The sequence below is a fragment of the Wenzhouxiangella indolica genome (genome assembly GCF_042310355.1).
Taxonomy (GTDB): Bacteria; Pseudomonadota; Gammaproteobacteria; order Xanthomonadales; family Wenzhouxiangellaceae; genus Wenzhouxiangella.
Genome location: NZ_JBHJMR010000001.1, coordinates 221,370 through 241,344, shown reverse-complemented (window position 1 = coordinate 241,344; position 19,975 = coordinate 221,370). Strand labels below are relative to the sequence as shown.

Annotated in this window: 18 protein-coding genes; 2 read left to right on the top strand and 16 right to left on the bottom strand. The window is 65.1% G+C overall.

The window, feature by feature from the left end; all coding sequences use genetic code 11:
• Nucleotides 1-37: 37 nt before the first annotated feature.
• Nucleotides 38-376 (top strand): c-type cytochrome, encoded by a 339-nt coding sequence (locus tag ACDC67_RS01140; RefSeq protein ID WP_376690001.1) that lies wholly within the window; start codon nt 38-40, stop codon nt 374-376.
• On the top strand, nt 373-714 hold the full coding sequence (locus ACDC67_RS01135; RefSeq protein ID WP_376690000.1) for a c-type cytochrome: 342 nt from the start codon (nt 373-375) through the stop codon (nt 712-714). The genes ACDC67_RS01140 and ACDC67_RS01135 overlap by 4 nt, the downstream gene beginning before the upstream one ends.
• 1,231 nt (nt 715-1,945) lie before the next feature.
• Here the strand turns inward: ACDC67_RS01135 and ACDC67_RS01130 are convergent.
• The 16 genes from ACDC67_RS01130 to hflC all read right to left on the bottom strand — a co-directional run bounded on the left by ACDC67_RS01130 (nt 1,946) and on the right by hflC (nt 19,975).
• Entirely contained in the window at nt 1,946-2,521 is a 576-nt protein-coding gene (locus ACDC67_RS01130) for a NifU family protein (protein WP_376689999.1), read from the bottom strand.
• A gap of 45 nt (nt 2,522-2,566) precedes the next feature.
• Nucleotides 2,567-3,601 (bottom strand): alpha/beta hydrolase, encoded by a 1,035-nt coding sequence (locus ACDC67_RS01125; protein ID WP_376689998.1) that lies wholly within the window; start codon nt 3,599-3,601, stop codon nt 2,567-2,569.
• Between the two features lie 62 nt (nt 3,602-3,663).
• Nucleotides 3,664-5,556 (bottom strand): polysaccharide biosynthesis protein, encoded by a 1,893-nt coding sequence (locus ACDC67_RS01120; protein ID WP_376689997.1) that lies wholly within the window; start codon nt 5,554-5,556, stop codon nt 3,664-3,666.
• On the bottom strand, nt 5,553-6,578 hold the full coding sequence (locus ACDC67_RS01115) for an MraY family glycosyltransferase (RefSeq protein ID WP_376689996.1): 1,026 nt from the start codon (nt 6,576-6,578) through the stop codon (nt 5,553-5,555). Before ACDC67_RS01115 ends, ACDC67_RS01120 begins: the two co-directional genes overlap by 4 nt.
• Entirely contained in the window at nt 6,575-7,744 is a 1,170-nt protein-coding gene (gene lapB, locus ACDC67_RS01110; protein ID WP_376689995.1) for a lipopolysaccharide assembly protein LapB, read from the bottom strand. The genes ACDC67_RS01115 and lapB overlap by 4 nt, the downstream gene beginning before the upstream one ends.
• Nucleotides 7,737-8,012 (bottom strand): lipopolysaccharide assembly protein LapA domain-containing protein, encoded by a 276-nt coding sequence (locus ACDC67_RS01105; RefSeq protein ID WP_376689994.1) that lies wholly within the window; start codon nt 8,010-8,012, stop codon nt 7,737-7,739. The genes lapB and ACDC67_RS01105 overlap by 8 nt, the downstream gene beginning before the upstream one ends.
• Before the next feature lie 7 nt (nt 8,013-8,019).
• Entirely contained in the window at nt 8,020-8,313 is a 294-nt protein-coding gene (gene ihfB / locus ACDC67_RS01100; RefSeq protein WP_376689993.1) for an integration host factor subunit beta, read from the bottom strand.
• 66 nt (nt 8,314-8,379) lie between these two features.
• Entirely contained in the window at nt 8,380-10,101 is a 1,722-nt protein-coding gene (gene rpsA / locus ACDC67_RS01095) for a 30S ribosomal protein S1 (protein ID WP_376689992.1), read from the bottom strand.
• 90 nt (nt 10,102-10,191) lie between these two features.
• Nucleotides 10,192-10,896, bottom strand: a complete 705-nt coding sequence (gene cmk / locus ACDC67_RS01090; protein ID WP_376689991.1) for a (d)CMP kinase — start codon at nt 10,894-10,896, stop codon at nt 10,192-10,194.
• 226 nt (nt 10,897-11,122) lie between these two features.
• On the bottom strand, nt 11,123-12,418 hold the full coding sequence (gene aroA, locus ACDC67_RS01085) for a 3-phosphoshikimate 1-carboxyvinyltransferase (RefSeq protein ID WP_376689990.1): 1,296 nt from the start codon (nt 12,416-12,418) through the stop codon (nt 11,123-11,125).
• Between the two features lie 3 nt (nt 12,419-12,421).
• Nucleotides 12,422-13,543, bottom strand: coding sequence for a histidinol-phosphate transaminase (gene hisC / locus ACDC67_RS01080; protein ID WP_376689989.1), 1,122 nt, complete (start codon nt 13,541-13,543; stop codon nt 12,422-12,424).
• 235 nt (nt 13,544-13,778) lie between these two features.
• The gene (pheA, locus tag ACDC67_RS01075) at nt 13,779-14,915 is read right to left on the bottom strand and encodes a prephenate dehydratase (protein ID WP_376689988.1); all 1,137 of its coding nucleotides are present in this window, start codon (nt 14,913-14,915) and stop codon (nt 13,779-13,781) included.
• Entirely contained in the window at nt 14,878-15,951 is a 1,074-nt protein-coding gene (gene serC / locus ACDC67_RS01070; RefSeq protein ID WP_376689987.1) for a 3-phosphoserine/phosphohydroxythreonine transaminase, read from the bottom strand. Before serC ends, pheA begins: the two co-directional genes overlap by 38 nt.
• 342 nt (nt 15,952-16,293) lie before the next feature.
• Complete coding sequence (gene serS / locus ACDC67_RS01065; protein ID WP_376689986.1) at nt 16,294-17,574, bottom strand: serine--tRNA ligase; 1,281 nt, start codon at nt 17,572-17,574, stop codon at nt 16,294-16,296.
• Between the two features lie 217 nt (nt 17,575-17,791).
• Nucleotides 17,792-19,078, bottom strand: a complete 1,287-nt coding sequence (locus tag ACDC67_RS01060) for an adenylosuccinate synthase (RefSeq protein WP_376689985.1) — start codon at nt 19,076-19,078, stop codon at nt 17,792-17,794.
• Between the two features lie 39 nt (nt 19,079-19,117).
• On the bottom strand, nt 19,118-19,975 hold the full coding sequence (gene hflC / locus ACDC67_RS01055) for a protease modulator HflC (protein WP_376689984.1): 858 nt from the start codon (nt 19,973-19,975) through the stop codon (nt 19,118-19,120).

Here is a 19,975-nt window from a genome sequence, read left to right as displayed (position 1 = left end):
ATAATAGAAGTTTGACCATTTCCTACTGGCGAACTACATGCTGAAGCGAATTCTTGTCGTTGCGGTCGCGGCGATGCTGAGCCACGGCGCACTGGCCCAGAACCAGAACGATGGCGACCCCGAGCGCGGTCGCGAGATCGGTTATACCTGTTTCGGATGCCACGGCGTCCCCTACCAGACGAACGTCTATCCGACCTACCGGGTGCCCAAGATCGGCGGCCAGACCTACGGCTACATCGTATCGGCGCTGAAAGCCTACCGTTCGGGAGCGCGCCAGCACCCGACCATGCAGGCGCAGGCCAACACCCTGAGCGACGAGGACATCAGCGATATCGCTGCCTATTTCGTCAGCCTCAACGAAGGAGACGACTCATGAAGCCCTTCGCATTTGCCCTCACCGCTTCCCTTTTCGTGCTGGTCGGCTCCGACGCCCTGGCCGCCGGCAACGCCAGCCGGGGGCTGGAGAAGTCCGAGTCCTGCCAGGCCTGCCACGGCAAGGACGGCAACCAGGCTGCGACACCGGATACGCCCATGCTCGGCGGCCAGCACGCCGACTACCTCGAGTACGCGCTCAAGCAGTATCGTTCGGGCGAGCGCGAGAACGCGCAGATGAACGGCTTCGCCAGCGGCCTCAGCGACCAGGACATCGCCGACCTGGCGGCCTGGTATGCCAGCCGGGAAGGCCTGGTCACGCCGAGGCTCGACAAGAAGTAACCGCTTCGGCCGATCCCGACCGTCGCCGAGAAGGCCGCCGTTCTGGCGGCCTTTTTCGTCGGGGGGTCGTTTGTGAGGGGGCAGGGTCAGGGCTGACGAGATTGCTGATGGCGCCCGTTGTGGCGGGGCACTTTACGCCCTGGGCGTTGGGCGGGTTGGCGCCACCGGTCGTTCGGGTGGCCTCGACACGTCAAAGGCGGTTTCGCCCGCCTGCTTCGCAGGCTGATGGCGAGTACCTTTTTCTCCAGAGCGCGACCAACGAGAACGGGGTTGGGCCGAGGCTCAGAGTTTCGGACGCGTTCGCCTGCAAGGCGAGACGGCGCCGGCGTAGTGGTGCTACGTCAAGCCGGCTCAACGCCGCAGGCGGGCGCGTCCGAATCTCCCGAAGGGCTCGCTGTGAAACGTCCGTGGCAGCGCAGGCGGAACTCGAGGGCGGTTTCGCTTGGCGAAGAAGCCCTCGTGTGTAGCCGTTGCGCGTGTTCTCGACGCTTGATGTAGCACCACTACACCTGCGCGTCGACGCCTTGCCACGGACGCTTCACAGCGAGCTGAGCCACGGCCCAACCCCGTTCTCGTTGGTTGAGTCACCAAAAATCGCTTTTCAACTTCAAAGTCCAACGCTCGGTTGTCTCAGGAGCTTGGTGACTGTGGGGGCTGTCCCCTTCGGTGAGCGGGCTTCGCGACAGCCCGGCTGGTCGCGTGGTGCCCTGGATCGTTTCCGAAAGTGGCCCGGGGAGGAATCCCGGGCTTACGCTCCGGATTGACCCCCGCGCGCTTTGCGCGCGCCATTTGCCCGGTTGCGGAGAAACGTAGGATGCGTGGAGCGAAGCGCAACGCATCGGCCGATGCGTTACGGCCCTACGGGCCTCCACGCATCCTACGCGCCTGGATCGAGCCCGCGCGCGCAGCGCGCCCCACACTCGAAGCCGAGCCGTTCTCGTGCGGGCTTCGCCCCATTCCTGCTAGCGCCACCGGATCCTCCGACCGAGTCTTCGCGAAGCCCGCTCACCGAAGGGGCCAGCCCCCACAGTGACCAAGCTCCTGAGGCAACTGAGCGTGGGACTTTGACTTTGAAAAGCGCTTTTTCGTATCTTTTTTCGCTTTGGAAAAAAGGTACTCGCCGAAAGCGCCTGCGAAGCAGGCCGGGCGAAACCGCAGTTGACGTGTCGAGGCCACCACACCGTCCGGTGGCCCCAACCCACCCAACGCCCCACGGTCGTGAAGCGCCACCTCAGTAGTAAGGATTCTCACCCGTGGCGTGATCGGTGGCATCCACAACCTGCCGCACCTCGGGCACGGCCTGGCGCAGGGTCGTTTCGATTCCCTGCTTGAGCGTGACATCGACCATGCCGCAGCCGTGGCAGCCGCCGCCGAACTGCAGCACGACATCGTTCTCCTCGGTGACTTCGACCAGCCCGACCTGGCCGCCGTGAGAGGCGACCATCGGGTTGACCTTGGACTCGAGCACCCAGGCAACGCGCTCGGCCAGGGGCGCGTCGTCGGAAGGCGCCCGGCCCTTCAGCCCGGGTGCGCGGATGCACAGTTCGCCGCCCATCCGGTTGGTCTCGTAGTCGATCATGGCCCCGTCCAGGGTCTCGGCGGAAGTCGTCTCAACGAACAGCGTGAACACCTGGCAATCAACGGCTTCATCGCTGTCGGTCTGTTCGTTCGGGCCGCAGAAGGTCAATTCGACATCGGCCGAAGGTGTTCCCGGGTCGGTGACCCGCAGGCGCAGGTTGGTGCCGTCGGGCTGCTGGGCCAACAGGTCGGAAAAATAGTCGCGTGCCGCGGGCGTGACGGTCAGCATGTCGGATTCCTGTACCTGGAAGTGTAGAAACTATGTGCCGTCGGCTCAGGCGGCTTTCAAGCGCGCGGCCAGCCACGGCAGCGAGTGGTCGTACCGCCAGTCGATTCCCGAGTGGGTACCGTCGAACTCCTCGAAGTGATGCGCTACGCCGCGCTCGGCCAGGGCCTGGTGCATCTGCCGCGTGCCGTACTGGATGAAGTACTGGTCGCGACTGCCGACATCGATCCAGAGTCCGGCCAGGTCGGCGAGGCGACCCGACTCGTCCGCCACCGCCCGCCGCGCGGGGTCAAAGGCCAGCCAGCGCTGCCAGATCGCTTCGTCGAGTTGGCAGGTGTAGAGATCGAAGGGCAGACGAAGCCCCAGCGGACAGTGCTCGTCCGGCGAATAACTGGCCGCCAGACACAGCGTCATCAGGGTGTGGAACTGGGCGCCGCCGGGCCGCTTGTCGCGCCAGAACGTGCGCACGAAGTGCTCGACGTCGCCGTCGTGGCGGGCCAGGACGCTCGCCGCCTGCGGGAAGTCGCCCAGGTAGGCGCGATCAAACCCCGCGTCACCGGCGTGGCTGGCAACGGCGGCCCAGTAGCCCGGATGCGACAGGCTCAGGTGCAGGGCGCCGAACCCGCCCGAGGATTTGCCGAAAACCGCCCGCGCGGACGGCTCGGGAATGGTTCTGAAGGCGCCGTCGACGGCGGGAATGAGTTCCTCGGTCAGGTAGTCGGCGTATGCGCCCATCGCCGGCGTGTTGACGTACTGGTTGCCGCCCAGGCTGGTATAGCAGTCGGGGAAAACAACGAGCACCGGCGGCATCGCGCCGCTGTCGATCAGACGATCCAGGCGCTCGGGCAGGTTCTCGCCGTGATTGCGCCAGTTGACCTGGCCGGGTCCGGCATTGGTGTAGGCGGCCAGACACCACAGCACCGGGTAGCGACGATCGGCCTCGTCGTACCCGGCCGGCAGATAGACCGGGTGGTGCCGACGCGAAGGGTCTCCCAGCGGATTGCCCTCGAGCAGGCGGGAGTCGTGCTCGAATGCGACCACGCGCCCGCGACGGGCAGCGGGGTCGGGACGAAATCTCGGCATGACGGCTCCTCTGGAATCGGACGTTCTTTTTGGGGTGATGCGCGTTTGCTTCCGAGCCCGATTCAGCCGCTGAGCGGAATCACCTTCCGATCCCGCCTCGGCACCTTGCCCAGTTCGGGCACCAGGTCGAGCAGGATGGCCCTGAGCTCGGCGTTGTCGTAGCGCATGACGGCGGCCTCGGCCCGGCGCAGCTTCTCGTCGATGCCGTCCAGGCCCTGGCTGGCGCCCTGCGAGAGAAAGATCTTCTCGTGGGCGGTCGTGGCATAGGATTCGTCTTCGTGGAAAAGCTCCTCGAACAGCTTCTCGCCGGGACGCAGGCCGGTGTAGAGGATCTCCACATCGCGGCCCGGCTCCTTGCCGGCCAGGCGGATGAGCTGCTCGGCCAGGAAGCTGATTCGCACCGGCTCACCCATGTCGAGCACGAACACTTCACCGCCACGGCCGAGCACGCCGGCCTGCAGGATCAGCTGACCCGCCTCGGCGATGGTCATGAAGTAGCGGGTAATCTCCGGATGCGTGACCGTGACCGGACCACCGCGACGAATCTGCTCGTTGAACAGCGGCACGACCGACCCGGTGGAATTCAGCACGTTGCCGAAGCGCACCGTGATGAACCGGGTATCCGAGACCTGGTTGAGGTGCTGGACGTAGAGCTCGGCAATCCGCTTGGTCGCGCCCATGACGTTGCAGGGATTGACCGCCTTGTCGGTCGAAATCAGCACGAAGGTGCCGACACCGTAGCGTACGGCCGCGTCGGCTACGCGGCGTGTGCCGACGACGTTGTTCCGGAAGGCTTCGCGGACCTGGTTCTGGAGCATCGGCAGATGCTTGTAGGCGGCAGCATGAAAGACCACTTCCGGCCGGGCGCGCTTGATGACCGTCTCGACCGTGGCCGGGTCGCAGACATCGCCGAGCACGGTCTCGACCATCAGGTCGCGAAACTCGGCCTTAAGCCCGTAGTCGATGCGGTAGAGATTGAACTCGCTGTTGTCGAGCACCACCAGGCCGGCCGGATCCAGGCGCGCGATCTGTCGACAGAGTTCTGCACCGATCGAGCCGCCGCCACCGGTCACGAGCACGCGCTTGCCGGCCAGGCCGGCGCGAATGGACTCCCAGTCGAGCGAGACCGGCTCGCGGCCGAGCAGGTCGTCGATGGCGACAGGCTTGAGGTCGTCGAAACGCGTCAGGGAAGCGCCCAGTTCCTTGAGGGTGGGCACGGTACGGAATTCCACGCCGGCGCGCTCGCAGATCTCGACGACCCGCTGCATCTGGGCATTGGTGGCCGAAGGAATGGCGATCGCCGCCATGTCCAGGTCGGCCTCGCGGGCGATTCGCGGCAGGCTGGCGATATCGCCGAGCACCGGCACGTCGTCGATTTCGGTATTGCGCAGACCGCGGTCGTCGTCGAGGAAGCCGACCACGTCGAAACCACCCCGGCGGCGCAGCTCCGGCAGCAATAGCCGCCCGGAGCGGCCTGCACCGAGGATCACCGTGCGGTGGGTCTGGCGTCGACGATGGACCTCCAGTCGCATGTCCTTGAACACGCGATAGGTCAGGCGGGGGACACCCAGGTTGAACAGCAGCAAGGCCGGAAAGAGCCACACCATGAGCACCATCAGCTCGAGCGGTGCGTCGAGCAGCAACAAGACGGCGGCGCCGGAGACGGCGGCAAGAATGGCTGCACGAACGAGATTGCCCAGGTCGGGCAGGCTGGCGAACCGCCAAACGCCCCGGTAGAGGCCGGCGCGCCAGTGAAGAAAACCCTGGAGAACGATGATGAGATTGGCTTCGATCGCGACCTGGCGCCAGTCCATGGCGGCGCTACCCAGCAGCCAGACCGACGCCAGCCGCGCCAGTAGCCAGGCCGCTGCCACCATGATCAGGTCATGGGCGACCACCAATGCACGAAGATTCAGAATCGCCCCACGCTTTTCCGGCTGTTCGGTCACAGTCATGCCTTGTCTTTGTTCACTGTCGCAGCCGACTGAACGACCCGCCACCCCACGGCAAGCACCGCCGCCAGACCGGCAGCCAGCAAGGTGTCAAGCTGCGGCCAGCGCACGGCCGCCGCAATGACCGGCAGCACCACGATCACGTTGATCAGGAGGTAGAGCCCCAGCACCTGTCCATGGCTCCATCCCAGATCGAGCAATCGCTGGTAGGCATGCTGCCGGTGGGGAGTATACCACCGCTCCCCCCGAACGACTCGCGCGAGGAGGGTGGCGGTCGCATCGACCACGAACAACGAGGAAATCATGAAGCTGACCCAGATACTGATCGAGCCGGTGACGGCGCCCAGGACGGCGCAGGCCGCGAGGCCCGCTCCGAGCGCCAGCGAGCCGACATCGCCCATGAAGATGCCCGCCGGCGGCCGATTCCAGAACAGGAAACCGCCCCAGGCCCCGGCCAGGGCCAGCGCGAAAGCCGCCAGCATGGGTTCTCCGCCCAGCTGGAAAACGAACGCCGTGACCAGCCCGGCCCAGAGCCCCTGCCCGGCCGCCATGCCGTCCGAGCCGTCCATGAAGTTGTACAGGTTGATCAACCAAACCACGCCCACCAGACCGAGCATCGTCCAGAGCCACGGCAGCTCGATCGGTACGCCGAATACCACCACCTGGCGGATCCCGCCCACGGACGCCAGCAGGCCGACGGCAACCAGCAACTGAGCGGCAAAGCGCAGGCTCGCCGGCAGCGGTCGGCGATCATCCAGCCAGCCGATCAGGGCCATGGTGAGCACGGCCAGCATGGGTTGCCACCACCCCGGCAAAGCGCCCGGCCAGGCCAGCCAGGCCAGCACCATGGCAAGAACCAGCGCCAGCCCACCCCCGCGCGGCGTCGGGCTGGCATGGCTTCGCCGCGCTTCGGGAAGGTCGAGGAGGCGCTTGCGGAGCAGCCAGTGACGAATCGGCGCGGTCAGCGCCGCGGAAACCACGGCCGCTCCGGCGAAGAGCAGCCACAGGGCGGCATCGCTGATCACTCGCCGAGTACGCCGGTAATGGCGCGGGTGGTGTTCCAGCGACGGCAGCCGGGGCACAGCCAGTGCCAGGAGCTGCCGCTGAATCCGCAGTGTTCGCAGCGATAACGGGGCTGGCCCTCGAGCAGGCGCTGGAGAATGTCCTGGATCAGCTCGGGACCGACTTCGTCCAGGCTCGCGCCCTGGCGATAGACCAGATCGATGAGATAGTCGAGCCCGCGCACGGTCGGTCGGCGCGACAGGTGGTCGAGCAGAAAGGCCACCGCCGCACGCGGATCCCGGGCCGCCTTCATGCGTGCCAGGGCGAGAATGCCGGTGGTCATCGGACTGCGTTCGACCAGGGCTTCCAGCCAGTCCTCGAGCGACTCGAGCAGGTCGGCCTGGCGATGGCTTTCAAGCAACTGATCGAACGCGAAACTCAGGCAGTCGGGATCGATCTCGCAGGCCTTGCGGAAGTGTTCGGCCGCGTCCGTCCATTCCGCCTCGCGGATGGCGATCTCGGCCTGGATGAGGTGGGCCCGGGCATTGGCCGGATCATGGCGTCGCGCCTGGCGAAGCGAACGACGCGCGGCCTCCACGTCGTCTTCATCGAGCGCCTGGCGGGCCAGCTCGCAGTGGAAACTGGCGATCAGCGCGGCCGAGCGCTCACCGTCGACCTGGCGAAGTCTGGCGGCCTGGACGATGGCCTTCTCCCAGTCTTTCTCCTGCTGGTATATATCGAGCAGCTGCCGCACGGGCCGAATATGCGAATCGTCGTGATCGAGCAGGTCCGAGAAGAGATACTCGGCGCGATCCAGCAAGCCCGCCTGCATGTAGTCCTCGCCCAGTTCCATCAGCGCCTGGGCCCGCTGCTCGTCGGTCAGGCCGGGTCGGGTAATGATGTGCTTATGGAAGCGGATCGCCTTGTCCATCTCGCCCCGACGCCTGAAAAGGCTACCCAGCGCGAGGTGGGTTTCGACCGTGTCCGGATTGACCTCGACCAGCTTGAGAAAAACCTCGATGGCCTTGTCGGGCTGCTCGTTGAGCAGGTAGTTGAGCCCACGAAAATAATTGCTCGACAGCGAGCTTGCGCGCTTGCGGCTATGCCGCGCGCTCTGGCGCCGGGCGAGGTACCAGCCGCTGGCCGCGGCAACGGGGAGCAGGAGGAAAAGAACGACCCACTCAGCCATGGGGCCGGTCAGCCAGGTCGGTCCCCTTGTTGCGTTGACGGGATCGGGAAGCGCGTCGCAGGCGCCCGGGCAGGAAGAAAAGGAGCCAGGCAAGTGCCAGCCCCACCACCAGGCCGAGAGCCAACGCGAGTAGCACCAGCGCACCGAGCGGCAAGCTTACCTCGAGAACCAGCAGGTCCAGGCTGACGATGTCGGCATTGAGAACGCCCACGATCAGGCCCGCGACAGCGGCGGCGAGGACAAGCAGGATCAGGAGCCAGCGAAACATGGGCCGATCAGTCCGACGAAGCCCCTTCGTTGACCCGCTCCCGCAGCGCCTTGCCAGGCTTGAAGTGCGGCACGTATTTGCCCGGCAGGGCAACCGACTCGCCGGTTCGGGGATTACGCCCCATGCGCGGCGGACGATAGTGAAGCGAAAAACTGCCAAATCCACGGATTTCTATCCGTTCCCCTTCTGACAGCGCCCGACTCATTTGCTCGAGAATGCAACGCACCGCCAGCTCGACATCGGCCTGGCTGAGGTGATTCTGCTCACCGGCCATGTGTTCGATCAGTTCGGATTTGGTCATAGCCCTCCCCGTGCGGAGCCGGCCGGCGCCATCACGGTGCGATGGCGCCGGCTCGGTCATCCCGTATCAGTCGTCCTTGTTCTCAAGCTGTTCCTTGAGCAGGTCACCCAGCGTGGTGCTGCCGCCGCTACCGGAACGCTTGTACTGGTCGACCGCATCGGCCAGTTCGTCGTCGTCCTTGGCCCGGATCGACAGGGTCAGGTTGCGGGACTTGCGATCCAGGGCGACGAACTTGGCTTCGATCTTGTCGCCTTCCGAAACCACCTTTGTGGCATCGTCGACGCGCTCCTTGGCCAGGTCCGAAGCCTTGATGTAGCCGTCCACGCCGTCGGCCAACTCGACCACGGCGCCCTTGGCGTCAACTTCCTTGACGGTACCGTTGACGATGGAGCCACGCGGATGCTCGGCCATGTAAGTGGCAAAGGGATCCTGCTCGAGCTGCTTGATGCCCAGTGAAATCCGCTCGCGCTCCGGGTCGACGGCCAGAACGGTGGCTTCGACTTCCTCGCCCTTGCGGTAGTTGCGGATTGCTTCCTCGCCCGGGGTCATCCAGGAGATGTCGGAGAGGTGAACCAGACCGTCGATTCCGCCGTCGAGACCGATGAAGATGCCGAAGTCGGTGATCGACTTGATCGAACCGGAGACCTTGTCGCCCTTGTTGTGCGTGGCGGCAAAGGCTTCCCATGGGTTGGGCGCGCACTGCTTCATACCCAGCGAGATGCGGCGACGCTCTTCGTCGACATCCAGCACCATGACTTCCACTTCCTGGCCGACATGAACCATCTTGGCCGGGTTGACGTTCTTGTTGGTCCAGTCCATCTCGGAGACGTGGACCAGGCCTTCGACGCCGTCCTCGATTTCGACGAAGCAGCCGTAGTCGGTGATGTTGGTGACCTTGCCGAACAAACGGGTCGTCGGCGGATAGCGGCGGTCGATGTTTTCCCAGGGATCGTCACCAAGCTGCTTGAGACCCAGCGAAACGCGCATGCGTTCGCGGTCGAAGCGCAGCACGCGCACTTCGAGTTCATCGCCGACATCCACGACTTCGGACGGATGACGCACGCGCTTCCAGGCCATATCGGTGATGTGCAGCAGGCCGTCGATACCGCCCAGGTCCAGGAAGGCACCGTAGTCGGTGAGGTTCTTGACCACACCCTTGACCACCGCGCCTTCGGTCAGGCGCTCGATCAGGTCTTCGCGCTCGGCTGCGTACTCGTGTTCGACCACGGCGCGGCGGCTGACCACCAGGTTGTTGCGACGGCGGTCGAGCTTGATGATCTTGAACTCGAGGTCCTTGCCCTCGAGGTAGGCCGGGTCGCGCACGGGGCGGACGTCGACCAGCGATCCGGGCAGAAAGGCGCGGATGCCGTCGATGTTGACCGTGAAGCCACCCTTGACCTTGCCGGAAATCTGACCGATCACATTGTCTTCGTTCTCGTAGCCCTGCTCGAGCTTGGTCCAGACGCGGGCCCGCTTGGCCTTCTCGCGCGACAGGCGGGTTTCGCCGAAACCGTCCTCGACGGTATCGAGCGCGACTTCCACCTCGTCGCCCACTTCCACTTCCAGCTCGCCGTCAGGCTTGCGGAACTGGTGGATGGGAACGATACCCTCGGACTTCAGTCCGGCATTGACGACGACCACGTCGTCGCGGATATCGACAATCTTGCCCATGACGATCGCACCGGGGCGAAGGTCCTTCTCGGCAATACTCTGTTCAAATAGTTCGGCAAATGATTCGGTCATTACGCTTGATTCTTCCTGCAAGATCTGCGCGGTATTGGCATTCAAGGTGCGCTTGTCTCTCTGGTTTCCGCGTCTGCTCGGACAGACACTCGTGAAAAAAACCGACCGCCGCCGCTTGCGGGGCCGGGACTTGGTTCAGGTTTTCTCTTCACGACCCGGTCGCTCGGCAACCAGATCGAGGATCCGTTCGACCACCTGTTCCAGCGCCAGTTCGGTCGAGTCGATGACCGTGGCATCGGACGCTGGAACCGTCGGCGAAACGGCTCGCTCACGATCCCTGCGGTCGCGCTCGGCAAGGTCGTGAAAAAGACGGGAGAATTTAACACTTTCTCCTTTTTCTTTCAACTGTTTATGCCGGCGGCGAGCGCGTTCGGCCACGCTGGCGTCCAGAAACACCTTCACCGGGGCGTCGGAAAACACGACCGTACCCATGTCGCGGCCGTCGGCCACCAGGCCGGGCGCCCGGCGAAATGCCCGCTGCAGACCCAGCAGGGCCCGGCGCACGGGCGGGCGAGACGCGATTCGCGAGGCCATCACCGAAACCGCCTCGCTGCGCAGCCGCTCGTCGACGGGACGACCGTCGAGCAAGACGGCAATGCCGTCCTCTCCCGAACGGAACTGCAGGTCCAGGTCGTCACACAAGGCCACCAGCGCCGGATCGTCTTCCGGATCCACGCCACGGTCGATGGCAGCCAGCGCCACCGCGCGGTAGACCGCCCCGGAGTCGAGCAGGTGCCAGCCGAGGCGCCCGGCGACGATGGCCGAAACCGCGCCCTTGCCGGCGCCCGACGGGCCGTCGATGGTGAGGACGGGTATTTCATTGTCGGGGGATTCGGTCATGCTTCTATCGGTCGTTTCGGAGTGGCGACATTATCGGTGATTGGAATGATCAAATCACAATGATCAAGTACCAAACAATGTCCAACGACCGAAATTCGAATCACCCAAACGAAAAGCGTCGCCACGTTCGGCGCCGGGCCCGGTTTCGGTCATTGGAATTTGGCTGTTGAACATTGTTTGGAAATTGGTGCTTGGTTCTTGGTCATTACATTGCCCCGCAGACCATTCAATCCCACTCCATCTCCGCCCCCAGGGCCCTCATGTCCTCCACGAACCCCGGATAACTCGTCCGGATCCATTCGGCATTGTCGATGGCGACCGGGGCTTCGGCCACCAGCGCCAGTACCGCCAGGCTCATGGCCACGCGATGGTCGCCGTGGCTGTCGACTTCGCCGCCGCGCACCCGGCCGCCGGTGACGATGGCGCCGTCTTCGAGCTCTTCGAGTTCTACGCCCAGCCGGGACAGTTCGCGACACATCACGGCGATCCGGTCGGACTCCTTGACCCGAAGCTCGCTGGCGCCGCGGATTCGGGTCGCTCCCCCGGCCGCGGCGGCCAGGGCCATGATCAGCGGAAACTCGTCGATGGCCAGCGGCACCTGCTGCGGGGCGACATCGACGCCCGTGAGCGCAGCGGCGCGCACGACCAGCCGGCCCAGCGGCTCGCCGCCGTCCGACTGCCCCGCCTCGATCGCCACGCTGGCACCCATGGCGCGCACGATATCGACGAAGCCGCTGCGCGTCGGGTTGAGTCCGACGCCGTCGAGTTCGATCTCCGAACCCGGAACCAGCAAGCCGGCTGCCAGGGGGAAAGCGGCGGAGGACAGGTCGCCGGGCACCTCGATGCGGGTTCCAGAGAGCTTCTGCCCGCCGCGAACGCCCACCCCCGGCTCGCCGTCATGCAGCGACACCCCGAAGGCCGGCAGCATGCGCTCGGTGTGATCGCGGCTCACGCCCGGCTCGACGACGACGGTCTCTCCTTCGGCGTGCAGTCCGGCGAGCAGAACGGCCGACTTGACCTGGGCGCTGGCGACGCTCAATACATGCGTTGTACCGGTCAGGGCAACCGGCTCGACGAGCAGCGGCGCCCGGCCCTCGCGGCTGTCGATCTTCGCACCCATGCGCGCAAGCGGCTCGATGATGCGCGCCATCGGCCGGCGCGAGAGCGACGCGTCGCCGATCATCTCGATGCGACGCCCGTGAAGATCGGGATGCCCGGCCAGGGCGCCTGCGAGCAGGCGCATGCCGGTGCCCGAGTTGCCCAGGTCCAGCGGCCCGTCCGGCGCCCGCAGCGCCCCGCCCCGCATCCGGATCACGCCGTCGTGCTCGTCGACCCGGGCGCCGAGCTGCCGCATCGCCTCGAGCGTGGCGCGCGTGTCGGCGCTGTCGAGAAAGCCGAGAATCTCGGTCTCGCCGGAACCCAGTCCGCCGAGAATCGCTGCCCGGTGTGACACGGACTTGTCGCCGGGCGGCCGATATCGACCGCTCAAGGCGCCGGCGGCAGGATGGACGATCAGTCGCATCTTCTAGAGCACATCCGACAGCGCGGCCAGAAGGCGCTCATTCTGCTTGCTCGTCCCGATAGTGATTCGCAGGTAGTTGTCGAGGCCGTAGTTGCCCACGGGTCGAACAATCACGCCGCGGCGAAGCAGCGCCTCGTTGAGCTCGGCGCCGGGCCGATCGAACTCGACCAACAGGAAATTGGCCGCCGACGGAATGACCGTCAGGCCCAGCTTCTCGAAACCTTCTGTGAGTTGGCGCATGCCGGCGCTGTTCATGCGACGCGTCTCGTCGATGAACGCCTGGTCGTCGAGCGCGGCACGGGCGGCCGCCAGCGCCACGGCGTTGACGTTGAAGGCCGGACGCACGCGATTGAGCAGGTCGGCGATACCGGGGTTCGACAACGCGTAACCCACACGCAGGCCGGCGAGGCCGTAGGCCTTCGAGAAGGTGCGCGTGACGACCAGGTTGGGGAACTCGTCGAGCCAGGTCGAGGCATCGCCCAGGGTGTCCGACTCGGCGTATTCGGTGTAGGCCTCGTCGACCACGCAGATGACATGCGGCGGCAGCGAACCGACAAAGTCCTTGAGCCGGTTGCCGTCGAGCCAGGTGCCGGTGGGGTTGTTCGGGTTGGCGACGAAGACCAGGCGCGTGTCGTCCCCGACGCGTTCGAACAGCCCCCTGAGGTCATGACCCAGCGGCATCGTCGGATGATCCGCCGGCAGCGCCGGGGCGATGTTGGCCCGCGCGCCGACCATCTGCGTGGCGATCGGATAAACGGCGAAGGCGTACTGCGAAAACACCGACTCGAGTCCCGGCTGCAGGAAAGCCTGCGCCAGGAACACCAGCACGTCGTTGGAACCATTGCCCAGGGTGATCGCCTCGACCGGCACGCCGTGCTTTTCGGCCAGGGCCTGTTTGAGATGAAAACCGTTGGCGTCCGGGTAGAGCCAGACATCGTCGAGCTCGGCGCGCGCCGCCTCGATCGCCTTCGGGCTGGCACCGAGGGGATTCTCGTTGGAGGCGAGCTTGATCGAATCGCTCACCCCGTACTCGCGCTCGAGCTCGGAAATCGGCTTGCCCGGCAGGTAAGGCATCAGTTCCCGCACACCCGGCGCGGCCAGATCACTGTAGTCGCGTTGCTTCATTCAACTTCCTTCAAAAAAACCAAAATCATTTGTCCACAGATGAACACAGATAAACACAGATGGATAACAACAGCGCCCGAGCGCTTTGCGGGCGGTAGACCATCGCGTAGATGCTCAGGCGTGGCAGGACCTTATTCTTTCTCTATCTTTGTTTCTCTTGTTTTTTATCTGTGTTCATCTGTGTTCATCTGTGGACAATTCTTTTCTTTTGAATTTAATCCTTTGACTTGACGGCTCACTCCCGCTCGCCCGGCAATCGGCCGACGACGGCGCGGGGGTAGCAGCCGAGGATGCGCACTTGCGCCGCGCGGGTCTCGATTTCGGCCAGGGCCTCGGCCAGGCCCGGGTCGTCGACGTGGCCTTCCATGTCGATGAAGAACACGTAGTCCCAGCGCCGCTCGCGCGACGGCCGCGACTCGATGCGGGTCATGTTCACACCGTGCCTCGACAGCGGCTCGATCAGGCCGAACAGCGCGCCGGGGCCGTCGAGGCCGGCGACCATCAGGGTGGTCTTGTCCTCGCCCGAGGGAGGCAGCAGTTCGCGGCCGAGCACCAGAAAGCGCGTCGTATTGTCGGCGTGATCCTCGATATTGGCAAACATCACCGGCAGGCCGTAGAGCTCGGCCGCGTTGCGACCGGCGATCGCGGCGGCATCCGGCGCCGTGCGCACCCGCCGCGCCGCTTCTGCATTGCTCGACACGGCGATCAGCTCGGCGTGCTCCAGGTGCCCGGAAAGCCACATCCGGCACTGCGCCAGGGACTGCTGGTGGGCATACACGCGCTCGACGGCTTCGAGCGAAGAAGCCCGGGTCAGCAAATGCTGGTGAATGCGCAGCTCGACCTCGGCGGCGATGCGCACGTCCGAGTGCATGAACATGTCGAGCGTGTGGGTGACGATGCCCTGCGAGGAGTTCTCGACCGGCACGACGCCGAAATCGACTTCCCCGCCCTGCACGCGACGGAAGACCTCGTCGATGCCGGTCTCCGAGCTGGCGCTGACCGAGTGCCCGAACTGGGTGAAGACCGCCTGCTGGGTGAAGGTACCCTCCGGACCCAGGTAGGCCACCCGCAGCGGTTCCTGCTGGGCCAGGCAAGCGGACATGATCTCGCGGAAAAGACGCAGCATGACCGAGTCGGCCAGCGGACCGTGGTTGCGCTCGATCACGCGCCTGAGCACCTGGGCCTCGCGGTCGGGCCGGTAATACTCGGCCGGCGTGGCCGCCTCGCCCTTGGCGGATCGAACGGCCTGCGCCAGCCCGGCGCGCTCGGCGATCAGGACCTGGATGCGCTCGTCGAGCTGGTCGATCTGCCGACGGATATCGTCGAGATCGATCCTATCCGTGCCGTCGTTCGAATTCCCGCATGAAGTCAACGAGGGTCTCCACCGCGTCAAGAGTCTGGGCATTGTACAGGCTGGCCCGCAGGCCGCCGAGCGCGCGATGGCCTTTCAGGCCCTGCAGGCCAGCTTCCTCGGCCTCGGCCACGAAGCCCGGCACCAGCGCTTCGTCGGCCGGCCAGAACGGCACGTTCATCACCGATCGGCAATGTTCGGCCACGGGGTTGGACCAGAAGTCCGAGCGGTCGATGGCGCCATAGAGCGTTTCGGCCTTGGTCCGGTTGCGCTCGGCCATGGCCTCGAGCCCGCCCTCGCGCTCGATCCAGCGCAGCATCTCCAGGGCGGCGAACCAGGCCAGGCTGGCCGGCGTGTTGTACAGGCTCAGATCTTTCGCCCAGCTGCGGTAGTCGAGAAAGCGCGGCAAGGTGTCCGGCACGCGCTCGAGCAGATCACGGCGCACCAGAACGACCGTCAAGCCGGCGATGCCGAGGTTCTTCTGCGCCCCGGCATAGGTGATCGCGATATCGCGGTAGGGATAGGGCCGGGACAGAAACTCCGAGGACATATCGGCCGCCAGCGGCACGGCCACGCGCGGCGGCTGCTCGTACTGCAGGCCGTGGATCGTCTCGTTGCCGGTGTAGTGCAGGTAGGCGCAGTCGGCCGGCAGGTGCCCCATTTCGGGCAGGTCGGTGAAGTCGCTCTCCTCGCTGCTGCCGACCACCTGCGTGCGCGCCACGCGCTCGGCCTCGGCCAGCGCCTTCTTGCCCCAGTGTCCGGAAATCAGAAAGGCGGCCGTGCGCTCGGCGGCCAGGTTCATCGGCAGCTGCGCGAACTGGCAGTTCGCCCCGCCGTGCAGCAACAACACGGCATGCTCCTCGCCGATGCCGGTCAGGTCCCGCAGCCGCTGGTGCAGCTCCTCGGCCAGCGCCGTGAAACGCGGGCCCCGGTGCGAGACTTCGGCGATCGAGGGCGTGCCGTCGGACGAGGGCGCCAGCGCCTCACTCAGACGCTCGCGCACCTCGAGCGGCAACATCGACGGACCGGCGGAGAAGTTATGGATTGAATTTGGCATAAGGTTTCAGGGTTCAGGGTTCAGGTTTCAGGCGGCAGCGTCCGGGCGATGCGGGGCGGCCATGCCGCGAGACCGGCTCGAAGCCCGCGTAGGTCGCGGTCGCATCCGCGACGGGCAAGATCTCATGGGCCACCACACGGGTCTCACACGTGCCCCACTTCGAAACGGCACCTCGTGTAGAGCCCGGTGGACCATTCCGAAGTCTCGTCCGTCGGGGATGCAACCCCGACCTACGCCATTCCCGGAACAAGAAACGCGTCAAGCGGCCCTCGCGGCGAAGCCGCCCCGCAATGCCTGGAAAAAGCCGCCTGAAACCTGAAACCTGAACCCTGAAACCTTTCCTCACCCAACCTCGAGCCGCTCCAGGCCACCCATATAGGCCCGCAACGCCTCGGGCACGACGACCGCCCCATCCCGCTGCTGATAGTTTTCCAGCACGGCGACCAGGGCGCGGCCGACGGCCAGGCCCGAGCCGTTGAGGCTGTGGACCAGCTCGGGCTTGCCGGTCTCCGGGTTGCGCCAGCGCGCCTGCATGCGGCGGGCCTGGAAGTCGCCGAAGTTCGAGCACGAGGAAATCTCGCGGTAGGCGTTCTGCCCGGGCAGCCAGACTTCCAGGTCGTAGGTCTTGCGCGCGGAAAAACCCATGTCGCCGGCGCACAGGGTCATGACGCGGTACGGCAGTTCGAGGGCCCGCAACACGCTCTCGGCATGGCCGGTCAGTTGCTCCAGGCTGTCGTCCGAATCCTCGGGCCGAACAATCTGCACGAGCTCGACCTTGTCGAACTGGTGCTGGCGGATCATTCCTCGCGTGTCCTTGCCGTAGGCCCCGGCCTCGCGTCGGAAGCACGGCGTGTGGGCAACGAACCTCAGCGGCAGGTCGGCGGCGTCGACGATCTCGTCGGCGACCAGGTTGGTCAGCGGCACTTCGGCGGTCGGAATCAGGTAGCGCACCGGGTCGTCGTCGATGGTGAAGGCATCGTCGGCGAACTTGGGCAGTTGACCCGTGCCCTGCATGGCGTTGTCGAGCACCAGGTAGGGCACGTACATCTCGCGGTAGCCGTGTTCGCCGGTGTGCAGGTCGAGCATGAACTGCGCCAGGGCGCGGTGCAGCCGCGCCACGGGGCCACCCAGGACGGCAAAACGGCTACCGGAAAGCTTGGCGGCGCGCTCGAAATCGATGCCGTCGAGCAGCTCGCCGAGTTCGACATGGTCGCGCGGTTCGAAGTCCAGTTCCGTCGGCTCGCCGAAGCTCCGGGCCAGGGCGTTGTCCTCCTCGTCATCGCCATCGGGCACGACGTCGTCCGGCAGGTTGGGCATGTCGAGCTGGACACGCTCGAGCTCGTGGCGCAACTGCTCTAGCTCCTCGCTGGCGGCCTTCAGATCATCGCCGAGCTTGCCGACCTCGGCCAGCAGCGGCTCGATGTCTTCGCCGGCGGCCTTGGCCTGGCCGATCGATTTCGAACGCCGGTTGCGCTCGGCCTGCAGCTCCTCGGTGCGCGTCTGCAGCTCCTTGCGGCGGGCCTCCAGCGAAGCATAGTTCTCGATGTCGAGGTGATAGCCACGCCTGGCAAGGCGCGCGGCCACGGATTCCAGATCGTTTCTCAATAGATGGGGGTCAAGCATGAGATCTCTTCTTCGCTAGTTGGGCGCGCCAAATTCGAAATTCCAAGCACCAAATCCGAAACAAGTCCGAAATCCGAATGTTCGAAACAGGATCTTCCACGAGCCGTGCACTACGAAGTACGAAATTGCCAAAGTGATGTCAGGCCGTTTCGAATTTCATGCTTCGAATTTGTTTCGGATCTCGGATTTCGAATTCCTGATTTTCCGTTTTCAATCGTCACCCAGCACCGAAAGGATGCCTGAGAATGACATTGGCGTCACGCTCCGGCCCAGTTGACAACATGTGCACCGGGGCCTCGATCAATTCTTCCAGGCGATCGAGGTAGGCCCGCGCCTCGGAAGGAAGCTTGTCCTGCTCGGTCAGGCCCTGGGTCGAACCGTCCCAGCCGGGCATGTCTTCGTAGACCGGCGTGGCGCGCTCCCATTCCTCGGCACCGACCGGGAAGCCTTCCACGCCGTCGTAGTCGACGCAGATGCGCACGCGCTCGAAGGCGTCGAGGACGTCGAGCTTGGTGATGCAAAGCCCGGTCACGCCGTTGATACGCACCATGCGCTTGAGCGCGACGGCGTCCAGCCAGCCGCATCGGCGCGGGCGACCCGTGGTGGCACCGAACTCGACACCGCGCTCGGCCATCATGCGTCCGTCGGCATCGTGCAGCTCGGTCGGAAACGGCCCGGAGCCCACGCGCGTCGTGTAGGCCTTGGTGATCCCCAGCACGTAGTCGATATCGCCCGGACCCACGCCGGTGCCGGTCATGACGCCGCCGACGGTCGTGTTCGACGAGGTCACGAAGGGATAGGTGCCGTGATCGATATCGAGCAGGCTGCCCTGCGCGCCCTCGAACAGGACCGAGCGGTTCTCGCGCCTGAGTTCGTGCAGCTCGCCGGTGACGTCGGCAAACATGGGCTTGAGTTCCTCGCCCATGGCGGCGGCCTCTTCGGCGATGCGGTGGCCGTCGACCGGATCGGCCTCGTAGTAGTTCGTCAGCAGGAAGTTGTAATAGTCGACCAGCCCGCCGAGCTTCTCCTCGAGCCGCACCGGATCGGCCAGGTCGGCCAGGCGCAGGCCCATTCTCGAAGCCTTGTCCTCGTAGGCCGGCCCGATGCCGCGGCCGGTCGTGCCGATGGCTTTCTTGCCGCGGGCCAGTTCCTTGGCCCGATCGAGCGCCTCATGAAAGCCGAGGATGGCCGGACAGGCCGGCGAGATCCCCAGGCGCGAGCGCACGTCGATGCCCCGGTCTTCCAGCCCGCGAATCTCGGACATCAGGGCGTGGGGCGCAACCACCACGCCGTTGCCGATCAGGCAGCGCGCGCGATCGGTCAGCACGCCGGAGGGGATGACGTGCAGCACGGTCTTTTGACCGCCCACGACCAGCGTATGGCCGGCGTTGTGGCCGCCCTGGAAACGAACCACGGCGTCGACATCGTGGGCGAGCAGATCGACGATCTTGCCCTTGCCCTCGTCGCCCCACTGGGTGCCGAGAATCACGACAGAACGAGACATTGATTATCCCCGGTAGATTGAAGTCAGCCGGCCTACAAGCTAGTCCTGCTGGTTGTCGAGGTAGCGGAAGAAGTCCGACTCGGCGTCGAGCAGCATGACGTCGTTCTCGGTTCCGATACTCTCGTCATAAGCCTCGAGGCTGCGCCAGAACGAGTAGAACTCCCGGTTCTGGTTGAAGGCCTCGGCATAGGTCGCGGCCGACTGCGCGTCGCCCTCACCACGCAAGCGTTGTCCGTCACGTTCGGATTCGGCCAGAAGGATGCGAACACGGCGATCCGCGTCGGCGCGGATGCGCTCGGCTTCCTCGCGACCGAGCGAGCGCAACTCGTTGGCATACTCCGTTCGCTGCGTTTCCATGCGGTCGAACACCGAGGTCAGCACTTCGTCGGTCAGCTCGATTTTCTTGATGCGCACGTCGATCACGTCGATCCCGAAGTCCTCGAAACGACGGTCGGCGCGAACCACCAGGTTCTCCATCATGTCGCGACGCTGCTCGGAAACCACTTCGCTGAGCGTGCGCTGCGCGAATTCGTCGCGCAGGTCATTGCGAATCAGCTCGGACAAGCGTGCCCGGGTGAAAACCTCGTCGCCGCGTGTCGCAACGTAGTAGTCGCGCGGCGACATGATCCGCCATTTGACGTAGTAATCCACCTCGACGAATTTCTGCTCGGCGGTGTTCATCTGCTCCGGCCGCATGTCCATGGTGATCAGTCGGTTGTCGAACTTGCGGACGTTGTTGATGAACGGCATTTTCCAGTGCAGGCCCGGCTCGTAGTCCGCGCGCACGACCTCACCAAGCCGGAACTTGATGGCGTATTCGGTTTCCTTGACGATGAACAGGCTGCTGATGGCGACCACCAGCGCGACGATGAGCACGATCGGTAGAAGAAGTCTCAT

What these genes read in the sequence shown, in the direction of transcription:
- serS (WP_376689986.1), bottom strand. Translation starts at nt 17,574, where the DNA reads ATGCTTGACCCCCATCTATTGAGAAACGATCTGGAATCCGTGGCCGCG.
- ACDC67_RS01130 (WP_376689999.1), bottom strand. Translation starts at nt 2,521, where the DNA reads ATGCTGACCGTCACGCCCGCGGCACGCGACTATTTTTCCGACCTGTTG.
- ACDC67_RS01060 (WP_376689985.1), bottom strand. Translation starts at nt 19,078, where the DNA reads ATGTCTCGTTCTGTCGTGATTCTCGGCACCCAGTGGGGCGACGAGGGC.
- ACDC67_RS01140 (WP_376690001.1), top strand. Translation starts at nt 38, where the DNA reads ATGCTGAAGCGAATTCTTGTCGTTGCGGTCGCGGCGATGCTGAGCCAC.
- hisC (WP_376689989.1), bottom strand. Translation starts at nt 13,543, where the DNA reads ATGAAGCAACGCGACTACAGTGATCTGGCCGCGCCGGGTGTGCGGGAA.
- ihfB (WP_376689993.1), bottom strand. Translation starts at nt 8,313, where the DNA reads ATGACCAAATCCGAACTGATCGAACACATGGCCGGTGAGCAGAATCAC.
- lapB (WP_376689995.1), bottom strand. Translation starts at nt 7,744, where the DNA reads ATGGCTGAGTGGGTCGTTCTTTTCCTCCTGCTCCCCGTTGCCGCGGCC.
- aroA (WP_376689990.1), bottom strand. Translation starts at nt 12,418, where the DNA reads ATGCGACTGATCGTCCATCCTGCCGCCGGCGCCTTGAGCGGTCGATAT.
- ACDC67_RS01120 (WP_376689997.1), bottom strand. Translation starts at nt 5,556, where the DNA reads ATGACTGTGACCGAACAGCCGGAAAAGCGTGGGGCGATTCTGAATCTT.
- ACDC67_RS01125 (WP_376689998.1), bottom strand. Translation starts at nt 3,601, where the DNA reads ATGCCGAGATTTCGTCCCGACCCCGCTGCCCGTCGCGGGCGCGTGGTC.
- ACDC67_RS01135 (WP_376690000.1), top strand. Translation starts at nt 373, where the DNA reads ATGAAGCCCTTCGCATTTGCCCTCACCGCTTCCCTTTTCGTGCTGGTC.
- serC (WP_376689987.1), bottom strand. Translation starts at nt 15,951, where the DNA reads ATGCCAAATTCAATCCATAACTTCTCCGCCGGTCCGTCGATGTTGCCG.
- hflC (WP_376689984.1), bottom strand. Translation starts at nt 19,975, where the DNA reads ATGAGACTTCTTCTACCGATCGTGCTCATCGTCGCGCTGGTGGTCGCC.
- cmk (WP_376689991.1), bottom strand. Translation starts at nt 10,896, where the DNA reads ATGACCGAATCCCCCGACAATGAAATACCCGTCCTCACCATCGACGGC.
- ACDC67_RS01105 (WP_376689994.1), bottom strand. Translation starts at nt 8,012, where the DNA reads ATGTTTCGCTGGCTCCTGATCCTGCTTGTCCTCGCCGCCGCTGTCGCG.